Origin of the sequence: Streptomyces sp. NPDC057428 (genome assembly GCF_042803195.1) — a bacterium.
Taxonomy (GTDB): Bacteria; Actinomycetota; Actinomycetes; order Streptomycetales; family Streptomycetaceae; genus Streptomyces.
The window spans coordinates 1-26,558 of sequence record NZ_JBHVCT010000036.1; the positions used below are offsets into that span (position 1 = coordinate 1).

Sequence of the window (26,558 nt, forward strand, 5' to 3'; positions counted from 1 at the left end):
GCTCGGCACATCCCGCCTCTCTCACCTCGCCCGCCTCGACCTTGTTGCATGACCATGCCAGGAAGCCCGAATCACGGATTCCCCAACGGAGTCCTTCAGGAGGGGGAGGAGTCACGAACTGTTGCTCCGCCCCGCCAGTTCCTCCCCTCCCGCCGCTGAACCGGGAAAACGCCAGGTCGGAGTCGGCTTACTGGAGGCGTGGCCAGGGCCGCTGAGCGCCTGCCCGCGGGAGGTCAGCGGCAGACGGCCCGGGCGGCGATCAGTACCTCGATCGAGCGATCACGAACCAAGGAAGATCGGACTCAACGCCCTCTGAAGGGCGCCGCGGGTTCGGACCAACTGCTGCGAGGGCCGTAGATCACCTGGACCGGCTGGCGGCAGGTCACCTTCGCCGTGCCGCCGGGGGTGGCGATGCCGCTGTCGGTGTACCGCTCCTACCTCGCCGAGACCGCCGCCGCACGGCAGTACACCGGCGAGATCGTCATCGACGACCTGACGGCCCAGGTGCCACCGACGGTGGACGTTCCCGAACAGGCTCTACCCGCAGACCCGTTGATCGACCCGGCCGCCGTGGCCGAACGCCGGGACTCGCGGTTCGCGGTGATGTCCGACGCCCAGTTCGTCGCCGACGGGCTGTCACTCGACGCGCCCGCGGAGCTCGTGGCGGGGCAGCGGACACACGTGGCCGCGACCGTCGCCCAGGGTGCGCGCAACGCGTCGGTCGCCTTCGCCCCGCACGACATCCTGACCGCGCGGAACCGGCAGAGTCTGTCCGGCCGCCCCTCCCTGCGGGGGCGGCCGGACAGACTCTCAGGAGCTACGCCGCCGCCTCCGGGCACTCACGTCTTCCGGTAGCCGTACGCGTCCGAGGCGGCGGCCTCCACGGTGTCCAGGTCGCCGCCCGCGGACGCCGTCACCAGCGCGGCGACCGCGCCCTCGACGAACGGGGCATCCACCAGCCGTGCTCCCTCGGGCAGTTCATCGCCCTCGGCCAGCATCGACTTCACGGTCAGTACCGCGCTTCCGAGGTCCACCAGGATCGCCACACCCGCACCCCCGTCCACCATGCGGGCCGCCTCGGCGATCAGCTCCGAACTCGTACCGAGCCCTCCGGCGGACGTGCCGCCCGCCGCCGCCACCGGGGCCGTCGCGCCACCGGCCGCCAGTCCCCTGGCCAGCTCGGCCACGGCCTCCGCCACCGGCCCGCTGTGCGAGACCAGGACGATCCCGACCTGCTTCTCCTCACTCACGCTCCGCCTCCAGCGATCTGTGCCGAGGCCTCCACGAGCGCCCCCACCAGAAGCGCGGCCGACGTCGCCCCCGGATCCTGGTGACCGATGCTGCGCTCGCCCAGATAGCTGGCCCTGCCCTTGCGCGCCTGCAGCGGGATGGTGGCCGAGGCACCGGCCACCGCCGCTTCGTGGGCCTGTTCGAAGGAGTCGGCCAGGACCTCGACGGCGGGGAGCAGCGCGTCGAGCATCGTCTTGTCACCCGCCTGCGCCCCACCGAGCTGCGCCACCGCTGCGACCCCCGCGCCGAAGGCCTCGGCCAGCTCGGCGGGCGAGACCTCCTGCGCGTCGCCCAAGGCCTTCCCGGTGCGGCGCAACAAGGTCCCGTACAGCGGTCCGGACGCCCCGCCGACCGTCGAGATCAGCTGCCTGCCCGCCAGTGCGAGCACGGCGCCGGGCGTCGCGGGCGGTTCCTTCTCCAGTACGTCGCGCACCGCGGTGAAGCCGCGCCGCATGTTGCTTCCGTGATCGGCATCCCCGATCGCGGCGTCCAGCTCGGTCAGCCGGTCCGCCTCGCGGTCCACGGCTGCCGCGGTGGCGGTCATCCAGCGACGGAAGAAATCGGTGTCGAGCACAAGATCTCCTGTTCCTCGGACGGGCCGACGGAGTTCCGTTCACCGGCCCCAGCGGAGCGCGGGCGTCTGCACCGGCGCGTCCCAGAGCCGTACCAGCTCATCGTCCGCCTGACAGAGGGTCACCGAGCAGCCCGCCATGTCGAGCGACGTCACGTAGTTCCCCACCAGGGTACGAGCCACCGTCACCCCCCGCTCGGACAGCACCCGCTGCACTTCGGCATTGAACCCGTACAGCTCCAGCAGCGGCGTCGAGCCGAGGCCGTTGACCAGGACGAGCACGGGGCCGCTCGGCCGCAGGTCCTCCAGGACCGCGTCGACGGAGAAGTCGGCGATCTCCCGGGAGGTCATCATCGCGCGCCGCTCACGTCCCGGCTCGCCGTGGATGCCGATGCCCAACTCCAGCTCACCCGGTGGGAGATCGAAGGTCGGGGTGCCCTTCGCCGGAGTGGTGACCGAGCTGAGCGCGACTCCGAAGCTCCGCGAGGACTCGTTCACCCGGCGTGCCACCGCCTCCACCTGCTCCAGCGGCGCGCCCTCGTCGGCGAGCGCACCGGCGATCTTCTCCACGAAGAGCGTCGCGCCGGTGCCCCGTCTGCCCGCGGTGAAGGTGCTGTCGGCCACCGCGACGTCGTCGTCGACGAGCACCCGTGCGACCTGTACACCTTCGTCCTCGGCGAGCTCCGCGGCCATGTCGAAGTTCAGGACGTCGCCGGTGTAGTTCTTCACGATGAACAGCACACCCGCACCGCTGTCGACCGCCGTCGCGGCCCGCACCATCTGATCGGGCACGGGAGAGGTGAACACCTCTCCGGGGCACGCCGCGGAGAGCATTCCCGGCCCGACGAATCCCGCGTGCAGCGGCTCGTGCCCGGACCCGCCACCGGAGACGAGCCCCACCTTGCCGGCGACGGGCGCGTCGCGCCGTACTACGAGACGCTTCTCGGCGTCGACGACCAGTTCGGGGTGTGCGGCGGCCATACCGCGAAGGCCGTCAGCGACCACGGTCTCCGGCACGTTGATGAGCATGCGCAACGGTTCCTCCAGGGGAGAGCGACGGCAGACCACTGGTGCCGGCCGTCGGCGTGAATCCGATCCTCTTGTCTCAGGTGCGTACGGCCCCAGTATCGAAGAGACCCGTGTGATCGGGAAGCGACGCGTCGGAGGGAGTCGGATCCCAGCCGTCGGAGGGACGCAGAGGCGTCCGTCTGCGCGCGGGCCGCGCACACGAGAGCCGCCCCCCCGCCGCGCGGCGGCCGCGCCCGGCGCGAGCCCGTGGGGTTCTTACGGTCCCGTGACGTGGGCGTGCCGCACTGTCCCTCCGGTCCGCGGGCCGCCTAGCGTGTCGGTATGCGTGTACTGGTCACCGGCGGAGCCGGGTTCATCGGGTCGTACGTCGTCCGGACCCTCGCCCGGGGCGGGCACGAGCCGGTGGTCCTCGACGCCCTGCTCCCCTCGGCGCACGGATCCTCCGGTTCACCCGCGTCGGCGCAACTGCCGCCGGGGGTCACGACGCTCGTCGCGGACGTACGCGACCGGGAAGCCGTGGCCGGCGCCCTGGCCGGGATCGACGCCGTGTGCCATCAGGCGGCGATGGTGGGACTCGGGAAGGACTTCGCCGACGCACCGGAGTACGTCGGGTGCAACGACCTGGGCACCGCCGTGCTACTCGCCGGGATGGCGGCGGCGGGCGTACGGGACCTGGTCGTCGCGGGGTCCATGGTGGTCTACGGCGAGGGACGCTACGACTGCCCCCGGCACGGCGTGGTCAGGCCGGGTCCCAGGGCGGTGGCCGACCTCGATGCCGGGCGGTTCGAGCCGCACTGCCCCTCCTGCGGCTCGGAACTGGTGCCGGGGCTGGTCACCGAGGAGGCGGCCGCCGACCCCCGTAACGTCTACGCGGCGACCAAGCTGGCACAGGAACACCTCGCCGCCGCCTGGACCCGTGCGACGGGGGGACGGGCCGTGGCGCTGCGCTACCACAACGTGTACGGCCCGGGGATGCCGCGCGACACCCCGTACGCCGGTGTCGCGTCCTTCTTCAGGTCGGCCCTGGCCAGGGGCGAGGCACCCCAGGTCTTCGAGGACGGCGCGCAGCGGCGGGACTTCGTGCACGTTCGGGACGTGGCGGCGGCCAACGCCGTGGCTCTCGCGGCACTGGACGAGCGGGCGCCGGGCACCTTCGACGCCTACAACACGGGCAGCGGCACCCCGCACACCATCGGCGAGATGGCCCGGGCGCTGTCGGCGGCCCACGGCGGTCCGGACCCCGTCGTCACCGGCGCGTACCGGCTCGGGGACGTCCGCCATGTGACCGCCGATTCGCGGCGCCTGCGCGAGGAACTCGGCTGGAAGCCGGAGACGGACTTCGCCGCGGGGATGCGGGAGTTCGCCACGGCACCTCTGCGGGCCGCCGCGGAGTCGCGTCCATAGCCCGGGCGTCCGGCGGCTCTCGTCCGAGGACCCGCCGGGTGGCCAGGTGCCTTCAGCCCGAGGCGGCGGGGAGGGTGACCTCGAAGCAGCAGCCACCCGCCACATTCCGGACACCGGTTCGCCCGGAGTGCGCCTCGACGATTCCGCGGACGATCGCGAGCCCGAGGCCGGCTCCCGACGGAGGGGTACGGGCCGGGCTGCCCCTCCACCCAGTGTCGAACACCCGCGCGAGATCTTCCTCTGGGATCCCGCCGCACCCGTCGGTCACCGAGAGCACGAGACCGTCCGGTGAGCGCCGCGCGGCGACCGCGACCGTCCCGTCGGCAGGGGTGCGCCGGATCGCGTTGATCAGGAGGTTGCCCATGACCCGGCTCATCTCCTTGCTGTCGACCTCCACGGGCACCGCGTCGACCAGGTCGCCGACCAGGCGGACCCCGTGTTCGCGGGCCAGCGGATCGGCACCGGCGAGGGCGTCGCCGACCAGGTCGTGGGCGGAGACCCGGGTGGGCGCCAGCGCGAGCGACCCGGCGTGGATGCGCGAGAGTTCGAAGAGGTCACCGACCATGTCGTTCATGCGCTCCACCTCAAGGCGTATCTGCCGAAGGTAGCGGCCGGAGTCCGCGGCCATGCCGTCCTCCAGCGCCTCTGACATGGCGCGCAGCCCGGTCAGGGGGGTCCGGAGGTCGTGCGAGATCCACGCGACGAGCTCCCGGCGCGACCTCTCCAGGGCGCGCTCACGCTCCCGGGAGCTTTCTAGTTTCCCGCTGGTGGCCGCCAGTTCACGTGTGAGCGCCGCGAGTTCCGCGGTCGCATGCCCCTCGGGGGCGTCGAACGTGCCCCCGTCCCCGAACGAGCGGGCAGCCATCGTCAGGTCGCGGCTGCTGGCGGCCACCCGGCGGCCCAGCAGGACCGCGGTCGCGAGGGACACCGCGGCGGCCATGGCGACGACGGTCGTCACCACCGTCAGATCGTGCGGCGACAGGAACATGGCCCAGGCCACGGTCAGGGTGCCCGCCAGCATCGCGGTCACCGCCACCGCGGCGACGACGGTCAGGGAGACCACCAGGGGGCGGTGGCGGAGCAGCCGCAGGGCCAGGGCGCCGAGGAGCCCGGCAGCGGCGGCGCCGAGGAAGGCGAGGAGGGCGATGAGGAGGATGTCGGCCATGTGCTCAGTTCCCGGAGGTGTCGTCGTCGGGCAGGTCCATGCGGTAACCCACGCCCCACACCGTGTGGATCAGACGGGGGCGGGCCGGGTCGGTCTCGACCTTCCCGCGCAGGCGCCGCACATGGACGGTCACCGTCGACAGATCACCGAAGTCCCAGCCCCAGACCTCCCGCATCAGCTCCTCGCGGGTGAAGGCCTGACCGGGGTGGCTCAGGAAGAAGGCGAGCAGGTCGAACTCGCGGAGCGTCAGGCAGAGATCCCTGCCGTCGCGGGTCGCACGACGGGCCAGAGGCTCCAGGCCGATCCCCGCTCCGCCGAGCCGGGCGGGGCCGCCGGGGCCGGCGCGCCGGCCCCGGCGCAGGACCGCCTCCACCCGCAGCACGAGCTCGCGCGGGCTGAAGGGCTTGGTCACGTAGTCGTCGGCACCGGTCTCCAGTCCCAGGATCCTGTCGTCCTCGTCCCCCCTCGCGGTGAGCATGATGACGGGCACGGGCCCCCGCGCACGCATCCGCCGGCACACCTCGAAGCCGTCCATGCCGGGCAGCATCAGGTCGAGCACCACCAGATCGGGCCGCTGTTCCGCGAAGCTGCCCAGCGCCATGGGCCCGTCGTCCGCCCGCCCGACCTCGTAGCCCGCCCGTTCCAGGTACCCGGCGGCGACCTCCGCGACGGTCGGATCGTCGTCGACGACGAGGACACGGCCGCGCGACACGCCGTCCTTGCGACCGTTCGGTGAAACGGCGCCGGGGTCCGGAGGGGAAGAGATGTTCTGCATGGCACCACTGTGGCATCAGAGACCGTTGGGGCGGAGGGCCCCCGGCCGCCACATGGTCGACGTCCACGTTTCGTAAGAACCCGAAGCCCGGAATGCCGGTTTTCGCTCCGTAGGGTGATCGGCGTGACCGAATACTCACCGGCTGATCCCGCACCCCTCCGCGCCGACATCGTTCTGCCCTGCCTCGACGAGGCCGCTGCCCTGCCCCGGGTGCTGGCCCGTGTCCCCGAAGGATGGCGGGCCATCGTCGTCGACAACGGGTCCACCGACGGGTCGGCGGACATCGCCCGCGCGCTCGGCGCGACCGTGGTGCACGAACCACGCCGCGGCTTCGGCTCGGCCTGTCACGCGGGACTGCTCGCCGCCGAGGCGGAGTACGTCTGCTTCTGCGACTGCGACGGTTCACTCGACCCGGCGCTCCTCCCCGGCTTCGTCCGGCGGATCGCCGAGGGCGAGAGCGACCTGCTTCTCGGCCGGCGCCGCCCCACGGCCCGCGGCGCGTGGCCCCTGCACGCGAGGGCGGGCAACATCGCCCTGTCCAGGATGCTCCGCCGCCGTACCGGCCTGAGGCTGCACGACCTCGGGCCGATGCGGGCCGTGCGCAGGGAGACGCTGCTGGCCCTCGGCCTGACGGACCGTCGCAGCGGCTATCCCCTGCAGATGGTGGTGCGCGCGTCGGACGCCGGACTGCGCGTCACCGAAACGGACGTGCCGTATCTGCCCCGTACCGGCAAGTCCAAGGTCACCGGCACCTGGCGGGGTACCTGGCACGCGGTCCGGGACATGCGTGCGGTGCTGAGGCAACCGGAATCACCGACCCCGAGGGGCGCCAGGGCGGAGGCGGCCCGATGAGTACATCGCACGGAGCGACGGCGCTGCTCGTCATCGCCAAGGAACCTCTCCCCGGGAGGGTCAAGACGCGGCTCACACCGCCCTTCAGCCCCGAAGAGGCCGCTGAACTCGCCGCCGCGGCCCTTCAGGACACGCTGCGGACCGTGCTCGCCCTGCCCGCGCGGCGGCGGGTCCTGGTCCTCGAAGGCCGCCCCGGCCCCTGGACGCCTCCGGGCTTCGACGTAGTGCCGCAGTGCGCGGGCACCCTCGACGAGCGCATCGCGGCGGCGTTCGCCACGTGTACGGGGCCGGCGCTCCTCGTCGGCATGGACACCCCGCAGATCACTCCCGCCCTGCTGGCCCCCGCGCTCTCCCCGGACGGCTGGGACGGGTGTGACGCCTGGTTCGGGCCGGCCGAAGACGGCGGCTTCTGGGCTCTCGGCCTCGCGGCCCCCGACCCCGGCCTCGTGCGGGGCGTTCCGATGTCCCGCCCCGACACGGGCGCACTCCAGCGGGCCCGCCTGACGGAATTCGGCCTCACCGTGCGGGACCTTCCGCCGCTGCGCGACGTGGACACCGCCGAAGACGCGGCGCACGTCGCCGCCATCGCGCCGCACGGGCGCTTCGCCCAGGCCCATACACGACTGAGCCGGGCGGTGGTCCGATGAGTACGGCGCTGCCACCGGCAGACGAGACCTCAGCCCCGTGGGCGACGGCCGATCCGTACGCGCGAGCACTCAGCCAGGGGCACGGCCCGCTCTTCCTCCGGAGTGAGGACGGGTGGCTGCTGCCACTCGACGTCGAACGCTGGTGTGCGGAGGCCGACGCCGCCGACCTGTCGGCACTGCACCGCAGCGAGGGGACCGTCATCGACATCGGCTGTGGGCCCGGCCGGCTGGTCGCCGCCCTGGCCGCGCGCGGACACCGGGCGCTGGGCATCGACGTGAGCGAGGCCGCCATCGGCCGCACCCAGCGGATCGGCGGCTCGGCGCTCCGCCGCAGCGTGTTCGAGCCGCTGCCCGGCGAAGGGCGGTGGGGAACAGCCCTGCTCATCGACGGCAACATCGGGATCGGCGGTGACCCCAGGGCGCTCCTGCGCCGGATCGCCGCCGTGCTGGCCCCCGGCGGACTGCTCATCACCGAGGCCGCGCCCCAGGACGTGGACGAGCAGGTCCACGTGCGGCTCGACGACGGCCGGGGGCAGGCCGGAACCGGCCCCCACTTCCCCTGGGCCCGCGTCGGGGTGCCCGCCATGCTCGGCCACGCCCGGTCACAGGGCTGGAAGCCAGTGGATCAGTGGGAGGCCGACGGCCGCCCGTTCCTCGCCCTGCGCCCGGCCCGCACCGTCCGCAGCACCAGCCAGAGCGCCGACACCGCGAACAGCGCGGCGGTGATCAGCAGCCAGTTGGCCAGGAACCTGTCGGGGGACAGCCCGCTCGCCGGCTCGTAGCGTTCCGCGTGACGTGTGATCAGGGGGAACCACATCAGCAGGAGCAGACCGGAAAGGAGCAGCGGAACGCGGACGAAGTTCACCAGCGCCGGACGTCGCGCGAAGGGGACGCGCAACGCACGGTCCGCCGCCGAGTACAGCGGCACCAGGACCAGGTCGTGGACGAACGCGGCGCCCACGAACCACACCACGATCAGGAAGGTGTCCCCGTCGAGCAGTCGCACCCCCGCGTATCCCGCCAGGGCGAGGGACGAGAGCATCAGCAGCAGGTGCAGCGGCCCCTCCCCGTACCAGCGGCGCAGAACCCTCATCACAGCTCTCCGAACGTCAGGCGGTTCACCCATTTGGTGTTCATCACGCCGGGGGCGGCCGGCACGATGACGCGTGCGGGATAGCCGTGATCGGGCGACAGCGCCTCGCCGTTGACGCCCAGCGCGAGCAGTGACAGCGGATCGCGCACCTGGTTGCCCCGGAGCGCCACCGTCCGGAACGGCCCGCTGCGCTGCAGGGATTCCACGAGCACCCCGGGTGGCTCGTCCGGGAACCCGGCGAGCGCGGCGAGGTCGCGCAGGCGGACACCGCGCCACCACTGGTCCGACGTCGACCACCCCTCCACGCACGCGATGGGCAGCGCCGCGCTGTGCAGGTCCATGGCGAGCAGTTCCGTGCGCGAGAGCCGGATCTCCCCGGCCGGTCCGACGACGGTGAGCCGCCAGCGTTCCCCGGTGTCGGCAGGGGTGATGCCCACCTTCGCGGCGGTCTTGTTGATCTGGAAGCCGTTGGGACCCGGCCCCGGTTCGGCGCCGCCGCGCGGGGTCAGCAGTGCGGTGCGCCGCAGCCCGCCGTCGAAGCTCCGCCCGGCGGAGGTGACCAGCAGGAGCAGCGACCCCGCCCCCACGACGGCCAGGGCGCCGCGCCGGGAGACGGTCGGCTCGGAGGGACGGGGCGAGGCCAACTCGTCCTTCTCCCCGGTGGGGAGCCCGTCGCGCAGCACCCGCAGCGCACGGGGGAGTTTGAGACAGGTGTGGGCGAGGAACGCGGCGAAGAAGACCCACGCCCCGTAGAAGTGCAGCGGGTAGAAGGACCCTGGGAACAGGTACTCCAACTGGATGTTCAGCAGGCCCGTGACGAATTCGAAGAGCGCCCCGCCCACGAGCAGCAGCAGCGACAGACGCTCCAGCGCGTGCCCGGCCGACCGTGCCGGCGGCAACGCGAAGAGTTTCGGCACCACCGACCACAGCTTCGCCAGCAGGACGGGCACGAGGACGATGCCGAGGGTGACGTGGACCCCTTGCGTCAGCCGGTACAGCCAGCGTGGTCCCGTGGGCCAGTCGAACAGGTAGAAGCCGAGCAACCCCTTGTCCGGCGTCTTGTCGTTCACGGCGGCGAGGTCCGGGTTGTATGCCGCGTACGACAGGAGACCCGTGACGAACAGCAGCGTGATCCCGGCGAGGAGGACCAGCCCGAGTACGGCCGTGAACCGTGCCCCGCGCACCGGACTGCGCCAGAACGCGGGCTCGGTGGGGAGCGGAAAGCCTGGGGAGGGGACGCGCGCACGGGCTTGATGATGTCTGTCTCGCATGGTGGCGACGTTATGCGGAGACGTTGCGCCTCGGGGCGTACGACTCCTGACGAAAGTCTGACGTCGACCCGTGCCGCGCCTCGGGATCTGACGGATCTGTGACGTGGCGGCGACGTTCCGCCCGGCGAGCCCCGCCGGTGCGTAGCGTGCGTCTGTGACGACCGAGGAACGCAGTGACCCGACCCGTACCGTCGAACCCCCCGAACATCCCGTGCCCGCCGCTCCGACCGCTCACGCCGGCCGTCGCCGGGATCTGGCGGCCGCCGCGGCGGGGGCGCTGCTGGTGGCCGTGGCCATGGGGGTCGGATGGGTGATCCAGGAGGGCGACGGCAGCCTGCAGGTCCACTGGCCGCCCCTCCTGGCCTCCTGGGACCCGCACCTCGGCCCCGGCACCCCCGCCGCCCTGGCCGTGGCCGTCGCGGTCATCGGCTACGGACCCCGGCTCGCGGCCCGAATGCCCTGGCGAGGCCTGCTCCTCACCTGCTGGGCCGGCTCGGTGGCCTGGATCCTCTCGCTCGCCCTCATCGATGGCTGGTACCGCGGGATCGAACGCAGACTGACCACCAAGCACGAATACCTCCGGGTCATCGACAGGTTCGACGACATCGGCGCCGCACTGCGCGGCTTCACCGACCACATCGTCATCGGGCCGCCCGGCAACTGGCCCGCCCACGTCGCCGGACACCCGCCGGGCGCCACGCTCACCTTCGTCGGCCTGGACCGGGCCGGACTCGGAGGCGGAGCCTGGGCGGGCATGTGGTGCATCGTGCTCGGCGGCTCAGCGGCGGTTGCCGTCCTGGTCGCGCTGCGAGCCCTGACGGACGAAGCCCTCGCACGGCGCGCGGCCCCGTTCCTCGTGCTGGCTCCCTTCGCCGTCTGGACGGGAACCTCGGCCGACGGCTACTTCGCCGCCGTCGCGGCCTGGTCGGTGGCGCTGCTGGCCCTCGCCGCGACCCGTACGGCCAGGCACCCGGCAGCCGCGGCGCTCGGCTCCGGACTGCTGTTCGGGCTGACCTGCTACCTCAGTTACGGTCTGACACTCGTCGGCGCCCTCCTGGCGGCCGTCCTCCTGCTCGCCCGTACGGTGCGTCCGCTCGGCCCCCTGGTGCTCGGCGCGCTGGTCGCGCCCGTGGCGTTCACCCTGGCGGGCTTCAACTGGTGGGAGGCCTACCACCTGCTGGTGGAGCGCTACTACCAGGGCGCCGGCGGAACCCGCCCCTACGGTTACTGGGTCTGGGCGAACCTGGCCTGCACCACGCTGGCAGTTGGATTCGCCACCGTTGCCGGTCTGCGCCGGGCGGCGGTGGCGGCCCCCGCTGCCGTACGCGGTCTGCGTCCGGGCACGCTGACACCCGCTCAGAGACTGGCCGCCCTCACCATCGCCGCCCTCCTGGTGCTCGCCGTCGCGGACCTCTCGGGAATGAGCAAGGCCGAGACGGAACGCATCTGGCAGCCCTTCATGGTCTGGCTGGTGCCCGCGACCGCTCTGCTCCCGGACACCGGCCGGCGTGGCTGGCTGACTGCCCAGGCAGTCGTCGCCCTGCTCGTCAACCATCTGCTCTGGACCGGGTGGTGAGCGGCCAGCGGCTCATCTTGCCGGTGTGGCACGGCACGCTGTCGCCCACCGCCAGAGGCAGGAGACGGCGTACCGGATACCCGTTCCGTCGCGTCGGCGAAGGCGCGGACGCGGATGTGACATCGCCCGGTGGCCGACCTCAGCGGCGTACGCAGAACTCGCGGTCCGTCAGCCACTGGCCGAACCAGTCGCTCAGCGGGATGCTGACGCACCACTCGTCCGCGTTGGTGTCCGGCAGGGGAACCGTCGGTGTGGGCTTGTCCGGCTTCGGCGCGGTCGGAGTCCCGCTCGGGTCGGGCGCCGGCACGGACGGCTCGGCGTTCGGGAGCCCGCTCAGCCTCTCCCGGAAGACCGCCGAGGACCGGGGGTTCTCGGAGCACTGCCACACCCCGTGCGGGCAGTAGTCGGTGACCGTCTGGTAGAGCGGCTTGTGCAGGTCGATCCACTCCAGCATGCGGCGCATGTACTCGGGGTTGTCGCCGTTGCGGAAGAGCCCCCACTCCGGGAAGGAGATCGGCTTGCCGTGCTCGGCCGCGAAGTCGACCTGCTTCTGCAGCCCGTAGGGTTCGCTGACCTGCTCGTCGAAGGTACGGGCGGGCGGCTGATCGTAGGAGTCCATGCCGATGATGTCCACGACGTCGTCACCCGGGTAGCACTCGGTCCAGGGCACCGCGTCGCGTCCCCTGCTCGGTGCGAAGTCGAACCGGAACTTCTGGCCCGGCACGGACCGCATCGTGGTGACGATGCGCTTCCAGTACGACTTCCACGCGACGGGGTCCGGGCCGCAGCGGTGCGTGTACGTGGTCCCGTTCATCTCCCAGCCCAGGACGAGCACGGTGTCCGGGATGCCCAGCAGGACCAGATGCTCGGCCAGCTTGCGGAAGTGCTCGTCGTACGACCCGTTCACCCCGGCCCGCAGCAGTCGCCGCACCTCGCTGTCGGAGACGCGGGCCTCGTTGCGCTCCATCATGGGCGTGTTGAGGACGAACATCCGGTTCGCGTCCGCGCGCCGCCACGCTGCCCAGTAGGCGAGGAAGCCGGGCCGTCCCTCGATGTTCTGCCACAGGTCGCCCGGCAGGTAGCTGTGTCCGACCCGCAGCTCGGTGCCGCCGAGCCATCGCGACAGCTCCGCCATCCGCTGCACACCCTTGGGCCCGTAATGCAGGTAGGCCCCGATGGCGGTCGTGCCGGCCGGTTCCGGTGCGCTCCGCGCGGAGCCCTTTCCGGCCTCCGTGTCCGTGCCGTCGTGGTCGACGAGGACCGCGCCGCTCACGAGGAGGCCGAACGCGGTCGCCCCGATACCGAAATTGATGAGACGGCGCTGTACGGGCACTGCTCCTCCTTGGATTGCGGCCTGTATCCGACCATCACGACATTAAGGAGAAAGATTCAACAACGGCCTGCGGGACCATGCGGGAATAGCCCATTCGCGACACGGGTCGATTTCGAGAGGTCCGATCGGGTGATACATCAGAAGGTGAGGGGGAGAGAGCCGACGCGATTGTCGAAATTCGAGTCGATCAGCACGGGTTCGCCCAGCGACCTCACATCCCCCAGTCGTTCGAGCATTTCGCGGAACAGGGCCTTCATCTCGAGTTTTGCCAGATGCGCGCCCAGGCAGTGGTGCGGCCCGCCGCCGCCGTATCCCAGATGCGGATTCGGCGACCGGGTGATGTCGAAGGCGTCGGGGTCCGCGAAGACCGAGGCGTCCCGGTTCGCGGAGGCGTAGAGGAGCACGGTCTTCTCCCCCGGCAGGAAGGTGCGGCCCCCGACCTCGCACTCGGCGGCCACCGTGCGGCGGAACTGGATGATGGGCGTCGAATGGCGGACGATCTCGTCGACCGCGCCGTCGGCGTGCCGCTCGAAGTCGGATCGCAGGAGTGCCCGCTGGTCCGGGTGTGCGGTCAGCAGGACCAGCCCGTGGGCGATCGCGTTCCGGGTGGTCTCCACACCGGCCACGAGGAGCAGGGAGAAGAACGCACCGAGCTGGCGGGAGGACAGGGCCTGCCCGCCGACGTCGGCGCGGACGAGGGCCGAGATCAGGTCGTCCGCCGGTTCACGGCGCCGCTCACGGGCGATGCCCGCCATATCGAACTGCATACGAGCCAGGGAGCGCAGACCACGCCCGGGCACGCGCAGCCGCGCCCGTCCCCGGCGCTGGACCCCCACGTACTCGGAGGCGTGGTCGACACGCGCGAGGATCCCGGCGCGGTGGCGGGCGGGGATGCCCATCAGGTCGCAGATGACCTCGAAGGGCATGCGCGAGGCCGCCGACCGCATGAAGTCGCCGGGGCCTTCGGCGGCCATCTCGTCCACCAGACGCCCGGCGACGGCGGAGATGTTCTCCTCGGCCGCGGCGAGCAGCCTCGGCGTGAAGGCACGTGAGATGGTCCTGCGCAGGCCCGCGTGCTCGGCGCCGTCCATGTTCACCATGGAGTTGCCGAACACCGCCTTGGCCCAGGGCGCCGGTTCCGGGGTGGTGACCCCGGGTGCGCTCGCGAAGAGCAGCGGCTGCCGGCTGGCCGCCCGTACGTCGGCATGCTTCACGAGGGCGTAGAACGGCGTGCGCGAGCCGCTGCCCGGCGTGAAGCGGACCGGTGCGTCGAGTTCCCGGAGCCGGGCGAATTCCGACAGCCGCCGTGATCGCGGCAGCCTCCAGAACGCGGGGTCGGCCAGATCGGCACCCGCCGTCCCTCGTACGCGGTCCGTGGGTGCCTGCGTCGACGCGTTCATGCACAACCTCCGGGAGTTCGGACGGCCATGCTGGCCCGGCGGGCTCCGCAGCGAGGCAGACACGGCCGGAGCGTCCGGACAATTCCCACGGGTGCGGTACGCACCGGGGCCGTCCGGCCCGGGTGCGTACCCGTGGTGAGTCGTGGGGCGGAGGGCACGCCCCCTCAGGGTCTAATGGGACGTATCCGACAGTCGGCCGGACGTCGCGCACGCTGCCGTGGGCCCGTGAACACTGTCGGGAGCGTCCTGATCCATGAGAACCGTTGGCCCCGCGTCTCGTTGCCCACGTGAGCGAGACACCTCGCGGAAGCGGACGAGAGGCAGGTACACCCACCATGAAACCGAACAGCCGCACGATCGAGGAGCCGGCTGGGCCGGCCCGTCGCGCGGTCCTGAGGACCGCCTTCACCGTCGCCGTGGTCGCAGGCACCGGCGGCGTGCTCGCCCCGGTGCTCCTGCGGGGACAGAGGACCGGTGCGGGCAACGGGCGGGACGCCGTCGGGCCCGAGCGCTTCTCCGAGGTGTACAAGGGGCGCGACATCCGCGGAGGGGTCACCCCCGTGGTTCCCGCCGGGGCGCGGCCCCAGGCCGCCGCGGCGGAGGCCGCGGCGCCGGAGACGGACGTCCGCATCGACGGCCACGCCCTGCACGTGATGCGGCGCGCGGACGGGAGCTACCTCAGCTCCGTCAACCACTACGAGTCGTACCCCACGCTGCTCGAGACGGCCCGCGCGGCGGTCGACGAGATCGGTGCCGCCCAGTTGTCCGCAGCGCCCCCGCACGCCATCTGACCCCGGAGGACGAGCCTGGTGTACAGCCGCAAGAATCAGCGCGACCTCACCCGCCCGGAGAAGAAGCGCCTCGTGGACGCGATCCTGGAGCTCAAACGCTCGGGACGTTACGACGAATTCGTCGACATGCACCGTGAGTTCTACGTCTCCGATGCCGACAGCAGGCCGCGTCCCGCCCACATGACCCCGTCCTTCTTCCCCTGGCACCGCAGATACCTGCTGGAGTTCGAGAAGGCCCTGCGGGGCGTCGACTCCCGCGTCTCGATCCCGTACTGGGACTGGACCCGGGACAACACGCCGAGCGCGTCCCTGTGGGGGGAGGACCTCCTCGGAGGCAACGGCAGACCGGGCGACCGGCAGGTCATGACGGGTCCCTTCGCCTACCGGCGGGGAAACTGGCGGATCAGCGCACCGGTCACGGACGAACCCTTCCTGCGGCGGAACTTCGGCCGGCCGTCCTCACCCGTCACCCTTCCGGGTGCGGCTGAGGTGGATCGCGCGCTGAAGGACCCCCTCTACGACGCCGAGCCCTGGAACAGCGTCAGCACCCGCGGCTTCCGCAACAGGATCGAGGGCTGGGGGATCAGGGGAGCCCGCGGCGTCGCCAACCACAACCTGGTCCATCGGTGGATCGGCGGTTCCATGGCCGGCGCGGCTTCGCCCGACGACCCGGTCTTCTGGCTGCACCACGCGTTCATCGACCTGCTCTGGACGCGCTGGCAGAAGGCCCACCCGCGCTCCCGCTACCTGCCCGCCGGCGCACTGGCGGCCGACGACCCGCAGCAGGACAGGATCTTCCCGTACGACCGTCCGATGCCGCCGTGGGACGTGCCGCCCTCACAGCTCATGGACCACTCCCGGCTCTACCGTTACGTCTGAGCGGCCGTCGGTCCCACCCTTGCACGCGGCCGGGCCCCCGCTCTCCGCACCGACGCGGAGGGAGGGGGCCCGGCAGGTCCCGTCAGGGAGATCAGTGGCCGTAGCCGTAGTCGCCCTCGGCCTTGGCGTCGTCGTGGTGCTCGGCCTCGACCTCCTGGTGGTCCGACACGTTGGCGCAGGTGTTGCCGAACGCCGGGTTCAGCAGGGCGATCACGTTGACCGTGTTGCCGCAGACGTTGACCGGGACGTGGACGGGCACCTGGACCACGTTGCCCGAAAGCACACCGGGGGAGCCGGCGGCCACGGCGCCCGCGCCGGCGTCGGCGAAGGCCATGCCGGCACCGCCGGCGACCAGGGCACCGGTACCTGCCATGACAGCGGCCACCTTCGAGATACGCGACATCAATTCTCCTTGAGGATTCCAGACCGGCCGCGGGGGGTGCGGCTGGCATGCACTGACAACGCGGAAATCGGCAGACGGTAACGGATCACCGCAAAAGTAATCATCTAGGATCAACTCCGGCTGACGCTGGCGAGGCCGGTCACCGGGAGTTCGCTCAGCCGCGCGCGCCAGTCCCGCGCGGCCGGGAAGCGGGCCTTCACCGTCTCCGCGGCCAGGTCACGCATGGCCACCTGCCCCTCGCGCAGACGAAGCATCGGCTCCAGGGCGGAACGGGCCAGCAGCAGACGCTGGTTGACGACCGCTTCGGGAGACCAGTTGTTCTTGTACTGCTCGGCGCCGCGCAGAAGGCTCAGCACTCCGCGCCCCGAACCCGCGGCCTCCCGCGCGATCTCCCGCAGCAGCATCGACGAGACGTCCACCTTCCGCTCCCTGAGGCGGGGGTCGACGCCGTACAGATAGGCTCCGGTGAGCTGAGCCGACCCGAGGGACAGGTCCGCCGCCACTACCTCCCCGTCGAGGACGAACTCCCGCACCGTGGCCTCTCCGTCCCGCACCATCCGGCGTGCGGAGCGCACCAGGTGCGCGCAGAACCGGGGGCGCAGGTGTTCCGGGTTGACCCCCCTGCCGAGCCACTGCAGCTCGTGCAGGTGCAGCAGGTTGCCGATCGCACCCGCCACCCGGTGGACGGGCGCCTCGCGGCACTCGATGCCCAGCGAGTCGACCTTGCGGAGTTTGGCCCGGGACCGCTGGGCCCGCGAACCGCCCATCCGTCCGATGAGGGCGTCGATCGGCTCCGCGGGCAGCTCCATGCAGGTCGAGTCGGTGAGCCTGCTCCGGGCACCGGACCAGGTGCCGAACAGCAGCTGTGCGGAGGCGTCGGGCCGTACCTCCCGCAGATCGACGACCGTGTGCGAGGCGGCCCTGTGGAGCCCGCGCTCCAGAGCGGTCACCGCCGTCCCGGTGTCCTCGCCGTCCACCAGGATGTCGAAGAAGTCGGAGATCGCCCCGCCCATCGGCATGAGGAGGGGCATCGGGCGGTGCACGAGCATCAGCGGCGCCGCCCCGATCAGCCGCCCGTTCCGTCGTGCCAGCAGCACGCGGAGCCGGCCGGGGACTCCGTAGGAGAGCCACCACGAGCGGAGCCACGCATGGCTCTGGAACGGTGTGGCGGTCGGACAGCGGCGGTGCAGAGCGTCCCACTCCGCGGCGAGTTCCGTGAACTCCGCGAGGTCGCGGCAGAGAGTGACGGTGAGCCGTCGACGGTCGGTGTTCATCCCACGAGCTCCTTCTCCTCGGCCGGCGCGGCGACGCCGCCCTGGGCGGGGGCGGGCACCTGCACGGCGTCGTCCCTGCGTCCGGGGCGCGGGCGGACGAGCAGGACCAGCCCGCCGATCAGCCCGCCCGCGCTCCCGCCCACCGCCGTGCCGAGGGGGACGGACGGGGACACGGGATCGCCCGGTGGCACGGCGTGCGAGAACTTGATCAGCTTCACGCCGGTGTCCTTCGCCACGTGCCCGCTGCTGACGACCACGGCCTCCGTCACGGCGTTGGCGATGTCCGCGGCGCGGTCGGGATCGTCCGACGTGCCGGAGACGGCGATCATCGGTGAGTCCGGGGAGGTCTCGGACAGCACGTGCCTGCGCAGTTCACGCACCGGCTCACCCGCGGCCCCCCTGGCGTACGAGAGGGTCGCGTCGCTGGTTGCCAGACGGCCGTACGACTGCGCGTAGCCCAGCGCCGCGGCGGGGTCGACGGCCTTGCCCGCGGTGACCATCGCGTAACTGGTGGCCGTGTACTGGGGTGTGGCGAGCGTGCCGTACGCGAATCCGCAGGCCGCTCCGAGGAGGACGCAGGCGGGAAGGGGCCACCAGCTGGGCCGTAGGGATGAGGGGCGGAGCCTGCGGATCCGTACGGGGACGGCCGGCTGCGCGGGGGACTCGGTCATCGGTGTGCTCTCCAGGTCGGGGGTTCTGTGTCGATGGCTTGTGCGTAGACGTCCATGAGCCGTCGGCTGCTGCGTCTGATGTCGTAGTGGTCCACGGCCGGCGGGGGCGGAAGCCGGCCGGTACCGCTCTCCATCCGGTGCGTCAGCGCTGACGTCAGTGCGGCCGCGAGGTGGGGGGTGTCCGAAGGGGAGGCGACACGGCATGCGCCTGGTGCGTGGCCCGAGGGGAGGTCCTCGACGGCGGGGCAGACCGCGTACAGCACGGGCAGTCCTGCCGCGAGTGCCTCGACGGCCGCCAGACCGAAAGTCTCCTCACGGGAGGCGGACACGAACACGTCGACGCTGCTGAGGACCGCGGGCATGCCGGGGGCCGCATCCGTGGAGCCGCACTCCCCGAGGAGGCGGACACGGCCGGTCACCCCGAGCCGTGCCGCCAGGGCGCGCAGCGAGGTGGCTTCCGGACCCTCCCCGGCGAGTACGAGCCAGGCGTCCGGAAGGGCGGCGACGGCACGGATCAGCAGGTCGAAGCGCTTTCCGGGGACGAGCCTGCCCACGCCGCCCACCACGAACGCGTCACCGGGAATCCCCAGCAGTGCCCGCGTGGAGCGCCGTCGTCCCTCGTCGTGGCGGAAGGAGGCCGGGTCGATGCCGTTGGGCACGGTGTGGATCCGGGCGGCGGGCACGCCCCAGTCGCGCAGCCGGCCGGCGACGGTGTCGGAGACGGCGACCGTCGCCGCCCCGAGCCGCTCGGTGCGCAGGTAGAGCTCCCGGGTGCCACGGGTGAGAGGACGTCCCTCGATCTCCGCGCGCCCCAGTGAGTGCTCTGTCGAGAGCACGGGCGTCCCGGCCAGGCGCGCCGCGATCCGGCCGTAGACACAGGCCCGGTACAGGTGGGTGTGCACCAGGTCGTAGGCTCCGCGGCGGATGAGCCGGGCCAGCCTGGGCACCGCCGCCAGGTCACGGTTGCCGCGCATGCCCAGGTGGTGGACGCGGACGCCGTCCGCGCGCAGCCCCTCGGCGACCGCTCCCGGGTTGGTCAGCGTCACCACGTCGCACCGCACCGGAAGATGACGCAGCATCAGCCGCAACTGCTGCTCGGCGCCGCCGACGCCGAGTCCGGTGATGACGTGCAGCGCCCTCACCCGGCGTCACCTCGCCGCGATGCGGCGGCACGGCGCTGCCGCAGCCGGTGCCGCACCTCCTTGGCCCGCAGACGGGTGCCCCGGTCGGCCTGGCTGACGTGCGTGCGGGGAAGGGCGAGCGGCCCCGACAGCGAGCCGGGGGCGAGGGCGCAGCCGTAGACGTACCCCGCGTCCCGCACCGACTCGACGACCCTCCGGTCCGCCGTGCCGTACGGGTAGCAGAATCCGGCCGGGGCGTGCCCGGTGATGCGGCGCAGCGCGTCCCGGCTGTCGTGTGTCTCCTGGCGCAGCTCGTCGTCCGAGAGCGTTGTCAGATCCCGGTGGAGCATGCCGTGGGAGCCGATCTCCATGCCCGCCGCGGCGGCGGTCCGGACGCCCTCCTCAGTCAGCAGCGGTCTGCGTGGGCCGAGGGGATCCCAGACGTTGGAGCCGCCGGGCCGGCCGGGCAGGACGAACACCGTGGCCCCGCAGCCGTGGGCGAGCAGTACGGGAAGCGCCTCGTCGACGAAGTCGGAGTATCCGTCGTCGAACGTCAGGCCGACCAGTCCGCGCTCGCCCGCGCTCCGCGCGCGGAGCAGCGCGGTGATCCCCACACCGGTGAGGCCGCGGCGCCGCAGCCAGGTCAACTGCTCGTCCAGGCGCGCGGCGGAGACGGTGATGCCGTACGGATCGTCAGTGGGATCGCTCACCGAGTGGTACGTGAGGATCCACGGGCGGTCGCGCAGCGGGGGGGCGGGGGCACGAGGTGCCGAGGTGTCAGCGGCCATGGGAGAACCTCCGTCGGACGAGTACCAGCAGATGGGCGGCTTCGGGAGCGCGTAGCGTGAGTGCGGTCAGAAGGAAGGCCGCGGGCACGACGAGGCACCCCGCGGCCAGGCCGGCCAGGGGGCCGGGTACCAGTTCGGTGGTGAGGCGGGCCGCCGTCGCGGCGACCGCCGCTGCGGCGGCCGGGCGGACGAGCGACACGGCCACAGCCCTCGCCCGGACGGGCACCGCCCGCTTGCGCAGTCCCAGGAGCATCAGCAGTGCGGCCGTGCTGATGCCGACGGCGTTCGCCGCGGCGATGCCGTCGACGCCGAACGGACCGGCCATGGCCAGCCCGGCCGCAGTGGTCACGAGCAGTCCCGCCCCCATCGCGCCCAGGGGGTACCAGGTGGGACGGCCGGCGGAGAAGTAGGGCCTGCACAGGGCGCCGACCAGCGTGTGGCCCAGCAGACCGAGCGCGTAGACCCGCATGACACCCGCTGTGGCCGCGGTGTCGGTGGCGTCGAAGGCCCCGCGCTGGAATAGGACTTCGACGATCAGCGGCGCGCAGCCGAGCACCATCGCGGTGCCCAGCAGCACCACGGTCCCGGCGATCGCGAGGTCACGTTCGACCCGCCGCCGGGCGCCCTCTCTGTCGCCGGACGCCATGGCCCTTGCCACCACCGGAAAGGTCACCGTGCAGATCATCATGGACAGGACCATCGGCAGTTGCGCGACCTTCTGGGCGTAGTTGAGGTGTGAGATGGCGCCGTCGGGCAGGGAAGAGGCGAGGAACCGCTCGACGAAGACCTGGGACTGACGGCTCACCACGAACAGGACGACCGGCGCCAGGACCGTCGCACCGAGCAGCGTGGAACCCTCCCCGCGAGCGGCGCCGAGCCCGGCACCTCCGGCCCGCCGCGGCAACAGCCTTACGAACGTGGGCAGCAGGGTCAGGATCATCAGCAGACTGCCGACGGCGACCCCGGCGGCAGCCGCGCGCACCCCCCAGGCGGAGTGCAGCGCCAGCGTCACGGCGATGATGCCGATGTTGTACGCGATGTAGACCCCGGCCGGTGCGAGGAAGCGCCCGTGCGCCCGCAAGGCCGCGCTGAAGTAGCCGGTGACGCCGAAGGTGAGCACGGTGACGGCCGTCAGACGGGTGCAGTCCACCGCGAGCCGGGGATCGTCGAGTCCGGGCGCCAGGACGGCGACGGCCCAGGGCGCTCCCCAGACGAGCAGCGCGCCCGCGCAGGCCAGGGCGGCGAACAGCCGCGGAAGGGTGTCGGCCACCAGGGCGCGCACGGGGTCCGTGACGTGTCCGCCCGCGGCGCGCCTGGTCAGGGCCAGGCTGAACGCGGGTACGAGCAGCAGTGCCATGCCGTCCTCGATCAGCAGCGTGGCCGCCATCTCGGGAACGGTCCACGCGATCAGGAAGGCGTCGCTGTCATGACTGGCACCGAAGAGCCGGGCGACCGCCTGGTCCCGCACGAGCCCCAGCAGGGCGGCGACCACGGTCAGTCCGGCAGCGCCTCCCGCCGCCCGCGCGAGGAACCTTCCGGGCCGGGCCGGGACTTCGTGGACGGACGTAGCGACGTCCGACGCCTCGCCGGCCTCTCCTGCGGTGGTCGTGCTCACGCGGTGGTCGTCCTCTCCGGACCGGCCAGCGCCCACCACGCGGCGAGGCCGAGCACGATTCCGGTGAGCACGGTGGACGGGCCCCCGATGTCCGCGTACAGGAAGTCGACGGTCTGCCAGGTCATCAGCCCGACCGCGGCGAGTCCGCAGTCGACGGCGGCGGAGCCCCGGGCCCGGGCGCGCGCCAGCCTGCGCACCCCGCCGACCAGCAGCGCCGCCCAGGAACCGGCCAGCGCGGTCAGGCCGATGAGTCCCTGCTCGCTGAGGACCAGCAGATACATGTTGTGGGGGGAGAGCAGCGGTTGCTTGCGGAACTCCTGTCCCGCCCCCGCCGTGTCGCTGCCCGCCGAGAGGCCGATGGAGGCGTGTGCGTCGCGGTGCGCGGGAAAGCCCTTGAGGCCGACACCGGTCGCGGGCCGCTCACGCCACATGTCCGTAGCGGCGGCCCACATGGCATAGCGGTCGTTGACCGAACGGTCCGGCGCGCTCGTCACCTGGGTGATGCTGGCGAGCCGCTGCGAGATCATCTCGGACCCGACGCCGAAGCCGCCGACGAGTACGATCCCCGCGGCCGCGAGGACGGCCAGCGCCCGTACGGCCTGCCGGCCGCCGGTCATCGCGATCATGGCGAGCGCTCCGGCCGCGGTCGCGATCCAGGCGCCCCGGCTGAAGGACAGGGTGAGCGGGACGACCAGCAACGCTGCGGTCAGGGGGGCCCACGGCTTCAGCCAGGACGGCGTACCCTTCGGGGTGCGCAGCGCGTACGCGACGGCGGCGAGCAGGCCGTAGGCGACGACGGTGGCCATGCCCATCACGTCGCTGGGGCCGAAGGTGCCCACCGCGCGGATGTCCTCACCCATGTACGAGGCGCCGGAACCCGTGACGTACTGGTGCACACCCGTCGCTCCCTGGACGGCCGCCAGCAGGACGAGCGAACCGGCGACGAGTCTGAAGCCCTGGGCGTCCCGGACCAGCAGCAGGACCGCGGCCGGTACGAGGACGAAGATCTGCAGGTACCGGGCGAGCCCCGGGAGCGCTGCCGCCGGGTCCGCCGCCGTCACGGTGGCGAGGGTGAGGCCTGCGGCAGGCAGGCCCAGTACGAGGCCCGCCGCGACGGTCAGCGGACGCCGCCGCAGATACAGCAGACGGCCCGCGCAGACGAGGACGGCGACGCCGGAGAGGAGGTCGGGGGCCGGTACCCCGTTCACGGCCCCGGCCCCGGCCCCCGTGCCGTCGTCCGGGACGGCCAGCAGCAGCACGGCCGCGATCAGCGGGAGCAGCGGCCAGCGTCCGGCCAACCCGTGAAGGAGCGTGCTCCGTTGTGCGGAACGCACGGTGGGTGCCGCGCTTGCGATGAGTGCCACGTTTCAGCTTCCTCCGAGCCGGAACACAGAGCCGGCCGTGCGCGCGAGTACGCACATGTCCTGCCAGAGCGACCATGTATCGATGTACCTGTTGTCGAAGCGGGCCCGGTCCTCGATCGAGGTGTCGCCGCGCAGACCGTTCACCTGCGCGAGTCCCGTGATGCCGACGGGCATCCGGTGGCGGGTCCGGTAGCCGGGATGCACCCGGCTGAACTGCTGTACGAAGTAGGGGCGTTCAGGTCGCGGTCCGACCAGGCTCATGTCCCCGCGCACCACGTTCCACAGCTGCGGCAGCTCATCGAGCGACGTCCTGCGCAAGGTCCGGCCGACTCCGCTCATGCGCCGGTCCTCCGACACGTTCCACCGGGTGGCCGACTCGTGCGCGTCGGCACGCAGGGTGCGGAACTTCAGGAGGACGAACGGCCGTCCGTTCCTGCCGATGCGCTCCTGCCGGAAGATGACGCCAGGGCCGTCGCAGACGCGGACGGCGAGAGCGCAGGCGGCCATGACGGGCGACGCGGCGATCAGGGCGACCGCGGCGAGGACGGCGTCCATGGCCCGCTTAAGCCGGTGGGCCACGGGGTGGTGCGGGCCGGTGCACAGCGGGTAGGCGGCGAAACCCCACACGTGGTCCGGCCGGGGCCCGGTCCGGTACCGGGCCACCGCCCCCTGGTCGGTGATCAGCCACACCCGGCAGCCGTGCTTGGCGAAGAGCGCGAAGAGCTCGGCGCCGTCGGAAGCCGACTCGGGCGGGATCGTGAACACCGCGTGACGGACGGAATTCTGGATGACGGCCCTACTCGCGTCCTGCACGGACGTGAGTACAGGCAGCGGGGCCTCACCGGCGGGAGCGTCCTTCGTTCCGTCCGTGGCAGCGGCCGGGGCTCCCACCCGGCCCACCGGCCGCATGCCGTAGCGCGTGTGCTCCTGCAGGACGGCGACGACCCGGTCGGCGAGCGGTCCGTCGCCGACCACCAGGGTCGACTGCGGATTGCGTGCGGCGGACCTCAGCCGGACCCGGTGGACCGCGGCGCGTGCGCAGCAGCTCAGCAGGAGCTGCACACCGAACGCGCAGGCGGGTGCCGTCCATCCTGCCGAGTAGCGGGGGTCGTACGTGGTCAGGGCTTCTGCGGTGACGTACCACTGCACCAGGGCGAGGCCGGTCAGCGCGGGCAGCTCCGCCAGGACCGAGGGGGACAGTCCGGTCCGGTACAGGCCCCGGTAGGCGTGCAGCAGTAGTTGGAGGACGATCTGCAGGAGGAGGACGACCGGTGGCCACGGGCCGGGGGCCACCAGTGCCACGGCCAGGCCGAGGGCGAGCCCGTCGGAGGCCATCAGCGCGGCGGGCGCCCTGCGCCGGCGGACACCGGCGGCTGCCTGCGCGGACGGTGCGTCGTCACCGCCACGGCGTGGCGGTCGTACAGCGGAAGCCGCGCTCCGTACGGCAGTTGCCTGGGCGGCTCGGGGAACAGGGGCACTCTCCGTCGTCATCGCTCGGTGCGCTTCCTCGTCGTGGGGCGGGACTTGCCGACAAGTTCGTGGTAGAGGTGCAGGACCGCCCCGGCCGTCTTCGTCACGTCGAAGACCGACCGCGTGCGGCTCTGCGCCGTCCGGCCCAGCTCCGCCCGCAGCGCGGGATCGGTCAGCAGGGCTGTCAGGGCCGCGGCGAGGGCCGCGGGGTCCTCGGGCGGCACGAGGCAGTGCGGCAGGTGCCCGGCCGGCAGGCTCTCCCTGGCCCCGTTGACGTCGGACAACAGGACGGGTGTGCCACAGGCCATGGCTTCGAGGGGGGCGAGCGCCATCCCCTCCCACCGCGAGGGGAGTACGAGCAGATCCGCGGCCCGGATCCACGGCCGTACGTCAGGGGTGGCCCCTGCGAACAGCACCCCGTCGGGTGCGGTGCGCCGCAGTTCCGGCGCGCAGGGGCCGTCGCCGACCAGGACGAGCCGCGCACCGTCCGTGCTCGCGATCCGCCAGGCCCGCAGCAGGACGTCCTGGCCCTTCTGCCGGCTCAGGCGCCCCACGCACACGACGAGCGGAGCGTCGGCCGGGACGCCTTCGAGGAGCGGGAGGGAGGCGCGGCCGGCCGACGCGGCGTCCCGGCCCGCGGGCCGGAAGCGGCCCAGGTCGATGCCGTTGTGGATCACCGACCAGTGCGCTGCGATGCCTGCCCGTTCGCCGGCGCGCCGCTCGGACTCGCTGACGCAGAGGATGCGGTCGCTCCAGCGGGCCCCGAACCGCTCCCAGGACCTCGCGAGGCCGGCGGCCCGCCCTTCCAGGGCCTCGAACGACCAGGCGTGCGGCTGGAAGACGGTCGGTACGCGGCCTCGTACGGCCAGTCGGCCGGCGAGCCCGGCCTTCGCGCTGTGGGCGTGGATCACATCCGGACGGCACGAGCGGATCAGGCGGCTCGCGGTGGAGACCTCCCGGCTCAGCCGGGGACCGGGAGCCCGCTCGGCGGGCCATTCGCACACGCGAGCCCCTGCTGCGGCCGCTCCGGAGGCCAGCTCACCGCCCGGTGGACAGGCCACGACGGGACGCAGACCCGCGCGGACTTGAGCCGCGACGAGGTCGGTCACGACCCTCGCGACTCCTCCCTCCACCGGCTGGACCAGGTGAAGGACCGTCAGTCGATTTTCCTCGGTGCAATTCTTCTGCAGCACGCACGGCTCTCTTTCACAAGCCCCCGAAGAGCCGGTTCGGGTAAACACCGGCGGCAAGGAATATGGCGGCGGAGATCAAGTGGGTAAAACCGAAACGCACTGTGACAGACGCCGAGTGGGAAAACACGTACGACTCGCGCTCGCCGCTCCGCCGTTAGCCCTGTCGGGTCGTCGGACAAATCTCCCCCGAATGCCGCGGCGTGTCAGATGAGGCAATAAGATTTTCTACCGGCGGCTGTCGCATGATTGCCGTGGTGTATGCCTCTGTTCATATTTCCGCGCCACCTGAGGGCTGTCCCACAATCCCTGGCGGGCGCGCGACGACAGCTACGGCGCCTCGCTGCGTTGTCGGAACGCCCGAATGCATCCAGTATGCGAGCGCTCCTCCGCCTTGCGATGCACCGCATCCGACGCCGCGCGCTGATCCACCAGGGATTACGGGACAGCCCTTTAGAAAGTCGGACGGCAAAGGCTTCGGCTCCGCGCCCGCGTGGGCTCCGAATTCGTTGTCCGATGTTCATCGATGCCCCACGGGTGGCATCCGGTGATCTCGCCGATGCCGGGGCGCCTCACGCGGGAACCG

24 protein-coding genes and 1 pseudogene are annotated in these 26,558 nt (G+C 72.2%); 8 read left to right on the forward strand and 17 right to left on the reverse strand.

Annotated features, from left to right (window positions below):
• Nucleotides 1–312 precede the first annotated feature (312 nt).
• Nucleotides 313–627 (forward strand): annotated as a pseudogene (locus tag ACFU5K_RS16430) (multidrug transporter); the annotation flags it as partial.
• Nucleotides 628–839: 212 nt separating this feature from the next.
• Here the strand turns inward: ACFU5K_RS16430 and ACFU5K_RS16435 are convergent.
• Genes ACFU5K_RS16435 through dhaK form a run of 3 tightly spaced genes read right to left on the reverse strand, consistent with a single transcriptional unit; the run spans nucleotide 840 to nucleotide 2,896 of the window.
• Nucleotides 840–1,250 (reverse strand): PTS-dependent dihydroxyacetone kinase phosphotransferase subunit DhaM, encoded by a 411-nt coding sequence (locus ACFU5K_RS16435; RefSeq protein ID WP_384061615.1) that lies wholly within the window; start codon nucleotides 1,248–1,250, stop codon nucleotides 840–842.
• Nucleotides 1,247–1,864: a dihydroxyacetone kinase subunit DhaL gene (gene dhaL, locus ACFU5K_RS16440; RefSeq protein WP_384061618.1), complete on the reverse strand. Its 618-nt coding sequence runs from the start codon at nucleotides 1,862–1,864 to the stop codon at nucleotides 1,247–1,249. The genes ACFU5K_RS16435 and dhaL overlap by 4 nt, the downstream gene beginning before the upstream one ends.
• 39 nt (nucleotides 1,865–1,903) lie before the next feature.
• On the reverse strand, nucleotides 1,904–2,896 hold the full coding sequence (gene dhaK / locus ACFU5K_RS16445; protein ID WP_384061621.1) for a dihydroxyacetone kinase subunit DhaK: 993 nt from the start codon (nucleotides 2,894–2,896) through the stop codon (nucleotides 1,904–1,906).
• A gap of 315 nt (nucleotides 2,897–3,211) precedes the next feature.
• Between dhaK and ACFU5K_RS16450 the strand changes: the two genes are divergently transcribed.
• A complete protein-coding gene (locus tag ACFU5K_RS16450) occupies nucleotides 3,212–4,294 on the forward strand; it encodes an NAD-dependent epimerase/dehydratase family protein (protein ID WP_384061624.1) in 1,083 nt (360 codons plus the stop codon).
• Between the two features lie 52 nt (nucleotides 4,295–4,346).
• Here the strand turns inward: ACFU5K_RS16450 and ACFU5K_RS16455 are convergent, their stop codons facing one another.
• On the reverse strand, nucleotides 4,347–5,459 hold the full coding sequence (locus tag ACFU5K_RS16455; RefSeq protein ID WP_384061627.1) for a sensor histidine kinase: 1,113 nt from the start codon (nucleotides 5,457–5,459) through the stop codon (nucleotides 4,347–4,349).
• Between the two features lie 4 nt (nucleotides 5,460–5,463).
• Nucleotides 5,464–6,234: a response regulator transcription factor gene (locus ACFU5K_RS16460; RefSeq protein WP_384061629.1), complete on the reverse strand. Its 771-nt coding sequence runs from the start codon at nucleotides 6,232–6,234 to the stop codon at nucleotides 5,464–5,466.
• A 114-nt stretch (nucleotides 6,235–6,348) separates the two neighbouring features.
• Between ACFU5K_RS16460 and ACFU5K_RS16465 the strand changes: the two genes are divergently transcribed.
• Genes ACFU5K_RS16465 through ACFU5K_RS16475 form a run of 3 tightly spaced genes read left to right on the forward strand, consistent with a single transcriptional unit; the run spans nucleotide 6,349 to nucleotide 8,515 of the window.
• Entirely contained in the window at nucleotides 6,349–7,086 is a 738-nt protein-coding gene (locus ACFU5K_RS16465; protein WP_384061633.1) for a glycosyltransferase family 2 protein, read from the forward strand.
• On the forward strand, nucleotides 7,083–7,733 hold the full coding sequence (locus tag ACFU5K_RS16470) for a DUF2064 domain-containing protein (protein WP_384061635.1): 651 nt from the start codon (nucleotides 7,083–7,085) through the stop codon (nucleotides 7,731–7,733). Before ACFU5K_RS16465 ends, ACFU5K_RS16470 begins: the two co-directional genes overlap by 4 nt.
• Complete coding sequence (locus ACFU5K_RS16475) at nucleotides 7,730–8,515, forward strand: class I SAM-dependent methyltransferase (protein WP_384061638.1); 786 nt, start codon at nucleotides 7,730–7,732, stop codon at nucleotides 8,513–8,515. The genes ACFU5K_RS16470 and ACFU5K_RS16475 overlap by 4 nt, the downstream gene beginning before the upstream one ends.
• 310 nt (nucleotides 8,516–8,825) lie before the next feature.
• Here the strand turns inward: ACFU5K_RS16475 and ACFU5K_RS16480 are convergent, their stop codons facing one another.
• Nucleotides 8,826–10,097, reverse strand: a complete 1,272-nt coding sequence (locus ACFU5K_RS16480) for a molybdopterin-dependent oxidoreductase (RefSeq protein WP_384061640.1) — start codon at nucleotides 10,095–10,097, stop codon at nucleotides 8,826–8,828.
• Between the two features lie 154 nt (nucleotides 10,098–10,251).
• On the opposite strand from ACFU5K_RS16480, the gene ACFU5K_RS16485 reads away from it, so the two are divergent.
• Nucleotides 10,252–11,673 (forward strand): hypothetical protein, encoded by a 1,422-nt coding sequence (locus tag ACFU5K_RS16485; protein WP_384061643.1) that lies wholly within the window; start codon nucleotides 10,252–10,254, stop codon nucleotides 11,671–11,673.
• Nucleotides 11,674–11,812: 139 nt separating this feature from the next.
• Here the strand turns inward: ACFU5K_RS16485 and ACFU5K_RS16490 are convergent, their stop codons facing one another.
• Both ACFU5K_RS16490 and ACFU5K_RS16495 read right to left on the reverse strand, forming a co-directional pair.
• On the reverse strand, nucleotides 11,813–13,006 hold the full coding sequence (locus ACFU5K_RS16490; RefSeq protein WP_384061646.1) for a glycoside hydrolase family 26 protein: 1,194 nt from the start codon (nucleotides 13,004–13,006) through the stop codon (nucleotides 11,813–11,815).
• A 137-nt stretch (nucleotides 13,007–13,143) separates the two neighbouring features.
• Entirely contained in the window at nucleotides 13,144–14,406 is a 1,263-nt protein-coding gene (locus tag ACFU5K_RS16495) for a cytochrome P450 (protein ID WP_384061650.1), read from the reverse strand.
• A gap of 335 nt (nucleotides 14,407–14,741) precedes the next feature.
• On the opposite strand from ACFU5K_RS16495, the gene ACFU5K_RS16500 reads away from it, so the two are divergent.
• A complete protein-coding gene (locus ACFU5K_RS16500) occupies nucleotides 14,742–15,197 on the forward strand; it encodes a tyrosinase family oxidase copper chaperone (protein ID WP_384061653.1) in 456 nt (151 codons plus the stop codon).
• Nucleotides 15,198–15,215: 18 nt separating this feature from the next.
• Nucleotides 15,216–16,076 (forward strand): tyrosinase family protein, encoded by an 861-nt coding sequence (locus ACFU5K_RS16505; RefSeq protein ID WP_384061655.1) that lies wholly within the window; start codon nucleotides 15,216–15,218, stop codon nucleotides 16,074–16,076.
• Between the two features lie 91 nt (nucleotides 16,077–16,167).
• Here ACFU5K_RS16505 and ACFU5K_RS16510 read toward each other — a convergent pair whose 3' ends face one another.
• The 9 genes from ACFU5K_RS16510 to ACFU5K_RS16550 all read right to left on the reverse strand — a co-directional run bounded on the left by ACFU5K_RS16510 (nucleotide 16,168) and on the right by ACFU5K_RS16550 (nucleotide 25,975).
• Nucleotides 16,168–16,479 carry a chaplin gene (locus tag ACFU5K_RS16510; protein WP_384061658.1) on the reverse strand — a complete coding sequence of 104 codons (312 nt, stop codon included), beginning with the start codon at nucleotides 16,477–16,479 and terminating at the stop codon, nucleotides 16,168–16,170.
• Nucleotides 16,480–16,589: 110 nt separating this feature from the next.
• Nucleotides 16,590–17,753: a GNAT family N-acetyltransferase gene (locus ACFU5K_RS16515; RefSeq protein ID WP_384061660.1), complete on the reverse strand. Its 1,164-nt coding sequence runs from the start codon at nucleotides 17,751–17,753 to the stop codon at nucleotides 16,590–16,592.
• The gene (locus tag ACFU5K_RS16520; protein ID WP_384061663.1) at nucleotides 17,750–18,424 is read right to left on the reverse strand and encodes a YveK family protein; all 675 of its coding nucleotides are present in this window, start codon (nucleotides 18,422–18,424) and stop codon (nucleotides 17,750–17,752) included. Before ACFU5K_RS16520 ends, ACFU5K_RS16515 begins: the two co-directional genes overlap by 4 nt.
• Nucleotides 18,421–19,566: a glycosyltransferase gene (locus ACFU5K_RS16525; protein ID WP_384061666.1), complete on the reverse strand. Its 1,146-nt coding sequence runs from the start codon at nucleotides 19,564–19,566 to the stop codon at nucleotides 18,421–18,423. The genes ACFU5K_RS16520 and ACFU5K_RS16525 overlap by 4 nt, the downstream gene beginning before the upstream one ends.
• Nucleotides 19,563–20,333, reverse strand: coding sequence for a polysaccharide deacetylase family protein (locus tag ACFU5K_RS16530; protein ID WP_384061668.1), 771 nt, complete (start codon nucleotides 20,331–20,333; stop codon nucleotides 19,563–19,565). The genes ACFU5K_RS16525 and ACFU5K_RS16530 overlap by 4 nt, the downstream gene beginning before the upstream one ends.
• On the reverse strand, nucleotides 20,323–21,948 hold the full coding sequence (locus ACFU5K_RS16535; protein WP_384061671.1) for a lipid II flippase MurJ: 1,626 nt from the start codon (nucleotides 21,946–21,948) through the stop codon (nucleotides 20,323–20,325). Before ACFU5K_RS16535 ends, ACFU5K_RS16530 begins: the two co-directional genes overlap by 11 nt.
• Complete coding sequence (locus tag ACFU5K_RS16540; protein WP_384061674.1) at nucleotides 21,945–23,312, reverse strand: O-antigen ligase family protein; 1,368 nt, start codon at nucleotides 23,310–23,312, stop codon at nucleotides 21,945–21,947. Before ACFU5K_RS16540 ends, ACFU5K_RS16535 begins: the two co-directional genes overlap by 4 nt.
• 3 nt (nucleotides 23,313–23,315) lie before the next feature.
• Nucleotides 23,316–24,803, reverse strand: a complete 1,488-nt coding sequence (locus ACFU5K_RS16545) for a sugar transferase (protein ID WP_384061677.1) — start codon at nucleotides 24,801–24,803, stop codon at nucleotides 23,316–23,318.
• Nucleotides 24,800–25,975, reverse strand: a complete 1,176-nt coding sequence (locus ACFU5K_RS16550) for a glycosyltransferase family 4 protein (RefSeq protein WP_384061680.1) — start codon at nucleotides 25,973–25,975, stop codon at nucleotides 24,800–24,802. Before ACFU5K_RS16550 ends, ACFU5K_RS16545 begins: the two co-directional genes overlap by 4 nt.
• Between the last annotated feature and the right edge of the window lie 583 nt (nucleotides 25,976–26,558).

Coding starts and splice junctions, on each gene's coding strand:
- ACFU5K_RS16520 (WP_384061663.1), bottom strand. CDS start 18,424: ATGACCGAGTCCCCCGCGCAGCCGGCCGTCCCCGTACGGATCCGCAGG.
- ACFU5K_RS16495 (WP_384061650.1), bottom strand. CDS start 14,406: ATGAACGCGTCGACGCAGGCACCCACGGACCGCGTACGAGGGACGGCG.
- ACFU5K_RS16455 (WP_384061627.1), bottom strand. CDS start 5,459: ATGGCCGACATCCTCCTCATCGCCCTCCTCGCCTTCCTCGGCGCCGCC.
- ACFU5K_RS16545 (WP_384061677.1), bottom strand. CDS start 24,803: ATGACGACGGAGAGTGCCCCTGTTCCCCGAGCCGCCCAGGCAACTGCC.
- ACFU5K_RS16475 (WP_384061638.1), top strand. CDS start 7,730: ATGAGTACGGCGCTGCCACCGGCAGACGAGACCTCAGCCCCGTGGGCG.
- ACFU5K_RS16450 (WP_384061624.1), top strand. CDS start 3,212: ATGCGTGTACTGGTCACCGGCGGAGCCGGGTTCATCGGGTCGTACGTC.
- ACFU5K_RS16530 (WP_384061668.1), bottom strand. CDS start 20,333: ATGGCCGCTGACACCTCGGCACCTCGTGCCCCCGCCCCCCCGCTGCGC.
- ACFU5K_RS16460 (WP_384061629.1), bottom strand. CDS start 6,234: ATGCAGAACATCTCTTCCCCTCCGGACCCCGGCGCCGTTTCACCGAAC.
- ACFU5K_RS16515 (WP_384061660.1), bottom strand. CDS start 17,753: ATGAACACCGACCGTCGACGGCTCACCGTCACTCTCTGCCGCGACCTC.
- ACFU5K_RS16480 (WP_384061640.1), bottom strand. CDS start 10,097: ATGCGAGACAGACATCATCAAGCCCGTGCGCGCGTCCCCTCCCCAGGC.
- ACFU5K_RS16500 (WP_384061653.1), top strand. CDS start 14,742: ATGAAACCGAACAGCCGCACGATCGAGGAGCCGGCTGGGCCGGCCCGT.
- ACFU5K_RS16470 (WP_384061635.1), top strand. CDS start 7,083: ATGAGTACATCGCACGGAGCGACGGCGCTGCTCGTCATCGCCAAGGAA.
- ACFU5K_RS16510 (WP_384061658.1), bottom strand. CDS start 16,479: ATGTCGCGTATCTCGAAGGTGGCCGCTGTCATGGCAGGTACCGGTGCC.